This is a genomic window from Robertmurraya sp. DFI.2.37 (assembly GCF_029211245.1).
In the GTDB taxonomy this organism is placed as follows: domain Bacteria; phylum Bacillota; class Bacilli; order Bacillales; family Cytobacillaceae; genus Robertmurraya; species Robertmurraya methanolica_A.
This window is the reverse complement of sequence record NZ_JARGEJ010000126.1, coordinates 1-1,575: the sequence shown is the minus strand read 5'-3', so window position 1 is coordinate 1,575 and position 1,575 is coordinate 1. Positions and strand designations below refer to the sequence as shown.

1 protein-coding gene is annotated in these 1,575 nt (G+C 37.2%); it reads left to right on the top strand.

The window, feature by feature from the left end; translation table 11 throughout:
• Positions 1 to 65 precede the first annotated feature (65 nt).
• The gene (locus PZE06_RS25665) at positions 66 to 1,370 is read left to right on the top strand and encodes an IS91 family transposase (RefSeq protein ID WP_095314894.1); all 1,305 of its coding nucleotides are present in this window, start codon (positions 66 to 68) and stop codon (positions 1,368 to 1,370) included.
• Positions 1,371 to 1,575: the final 205 nt, after the last annotated feature.

Here is a 1,575-nt window from a genome sequence, read left to right as displayed (position 1 = left end):
AAAGATAAGAAAGTATAAAAATTTAAGGTCTACCGCAGTCATTAGGGCTGTGGTATTTTTTATTTATGGACAGAAATATTCTAAAAGAGATCTTTTTTGATCATCATCAACATTGGGAAGCCTTTAAGAATAAACATGGAGCTAAAGTCCGTCCAATCGTAATTAAGGAGGTTGAGAAGTTTCGCGATTGTGGAGATATTAAAAAAGGTTTTAAGCTTTTTGTATGTGAAGGTTGTCATGATATACGTAAAGTTCCATATCGTTGTAAGGGGCGCTTTTGTACCACTTGCTCTGTAGGTGAGAGTGAGGAATGGAGTAGATTACTTACGGAAGAAGTTCTACAGGTAAATCATCGGCATGTTATTTTTACGATTGATGAAGGGCTAAGAGAGGTTTTCCTTTTACATAGACATTTATTAAAGGGATTAATGGATGCAGCTTCAAAATTAATTACAGATTTCTTTCAAAAGAAAGCTAAAGTAACACCTGGTATTATTTCAGGTTTACATACATTTGGTTCAAGAGTGAATTTTAACCCACATGTTCATATGTTAGTGACAATGGGAGGGTTAACAGAAAAAGGAGAGTGGAAACAATATGACTTTTTGCCTTTTGCGATGCTTCGAAAGCAATGGCAAACAGTTGTTTTAAAATTAATCAGAAACGGAGTTTCTGAGGAGGAAAAGAAAATCATCCAACCAAGACTTCAAAAGGCGTTCACCAATAATGGGGAAGGCTTCTATGTGTATGCTCCAAAACAGAGAGGGAAAATAAAAGAACAACTTCGTTATATTGGCCGTTATATTCGTCGACCAGCGATCGGGATTAATCGGATCGAGGCATATGACGGACAATACGTTACATTCAAATATAAGGACAAAATGGATGGAAAAGAAAAAACTGAAACAGTAAGTGTGGAAGAGTTTATTTCACGCTTAATTCGTCATATTCCAGATGAACAATTTAAAACGATTAGACACTATGGAATGTACTCTAGAAGAACAAAGAAACTATGTAAAAAAGTACTAAGCACGTGGCAACAACAGGCAAAACGATGGATTGTGAAAGTCAAAAAGACACTGCGTCGTCAGACGTGGCGTGAAAGAATAATGGCTAGTGGCAGAAAGGATCCTCTCGTTTGTCCAAGGTGTGAGTGTTACTATGAATACAAGGGAGAAGTATGCCTTGAAAATGGAAAGCTAGAAATAAAAGTGGCATTATGTAAAACGACTAGAGCCTATTTAGAAAGGGTGATTAGCAATCTCACCGGTATCAAAAACCCGCAAAAAAGGAAAGAAAAAGAAGAAAAACGTACATTTAAGCCAGTCCACCAAACAGAGCGTCAGCTATGTTTGTTTAGTGTGTCATGAAAAAGAAGAAATTCCTATAAATGTAGTAAGAGATTTTGACATGATGGACGAGGGAGACCCAACCACTCCACCTATGTTTTCGTGTGAAAAATGCGGAGGAGAAATGTATCCCGAGTATTACAAAGGAGTACACGGTATAGAGTATAAAATTTCGGATATTCGCTAGACAAAAAGGGACCGGGCGGTTTTTGCCCGGTTTTTCTTA